The following is a 1,004-nucleotide window of genomic DNA, read 5'->3' as shown; positions in this document are numbered from 1 at the left end:
CTCGGGCTACGGCTCAGGCCACGGATCGGGCTCGGGCTACGGCTCAGGCCATGGATCTGGCTCTGCGGGCAGCTCTGGGTACGGCCCTGGGGCTGGTGCCTATCCCGTTGATCCCGGTGGCCCCGCTGGGCCCGGTGATTCCGTTGATCCCACCAGGCCCGGTGGACCTGCCGCGCCCCGTGCGGACGACGCTCCCCCGGCCACGGGGTTCGCGCCGCCTGCCTGAGCGGGGTCAGGTGAACGTCGACGGTGGGGTTTCGAGGTGTTCCAGCTCGATTCCCGGGGCCGCCAGGACGACGTCGCCGGTGATGTGGACGGCGTGCTGTTCGCCGGTGTCCAGGGCTGTGACCTGGTATTCGTCCACGGTCAGGGGGCCGTTGTCAGTGGCGTGTGCTTCGCTTTTCAGCAGGGCCCAGGACTGGTCGAGGGTGCGGGGGGCGAGGACCGGGTCCGTGAAGGCGACCAGGCGGATGCGGGTCGCGGGGGACGCGGGGGTGAGGCGCAGCAGCCTGGCCGTCGCGACGAGGAAAGCGGGGGACGTGCCGGTGAAGGCGTGGGCGGGGGCGTTGTCCTCGGTGGCATGAGCACCTGTGGGGTCGGTGCGGACCCAGGTGACGCCGTTGAGGACGCCGGCGCGGACCTGCCAGTCGCCTGCGTGGAGTTCGAGGCGGATGGGGCGGCCGCGGGCGTCGAGTGCGAGGTCGACGGAGCCCGCCGGGGTGCCTGAAGGGGGGATTCGTTGGGAGACGTAGCGCCAGCCGGAGGGGCCGGGTGCGCAGTGGAAGTGTTCTTCGCCGAGGGGGGTGTGATCGTGCGGATCATGGAGCGAATATCGGCCGCGGGGCATGGTTCTCGGTCCTCGGTCCTGTTCCTGGCGTGAGTCTCGTGCGTCTGGTGAGTCTTCGTCGGCGCAAAGGGGCAGGCCCCCGCCGCTGGGCGAGGGCCTGCTGAAGTGGTGCGTGCTGACCGGCGGCCGGTGAGCCGTCAGTAGCGGTAGTGGTCGG

At 71.2% G+C, this 1,004-nt stretch carries 1 protein-coding gene; it reads right to left on the bottom strand.

The genetic code is table 11. From position 1 onward, the window contains the following. Positions 1–232: 232 nt before the first annotated feature. Complete coding sequence (locus tag AOK03_RS17265; protein ID WP_055566168.1) at positions 233–847, bottom strand: hypothetical protein; 615 nt, start codon at positions 845–847, stop codon at positions 233–235. Positions 848–1,004: the final 157 nt, after the last annotated feature.

This window comes from Streptomyces atriruber, assembly GCF_001418325.1.
Classification (GTDB): Bacteria; Actinomycetota; Actinomycetes; order Streptomycetales; family Streptomycetaceae; genus Streptomyces; species Streptomyces atriruber.
Note: the sequence above shows the minus strand (reverse complement) of the source record. Positions and strands in the feature narration are given on the sequence as shown.

What these genes read in the sequence shown, in the direction of transcription:
- AOK03_RS17265 (WP_055566168.1), bottom strand. Translation starts at nt 847, where the DNA reads ATGCCCCGCGGCCGATATTCGCTCCATGATCCGCACGATCACACCCCC.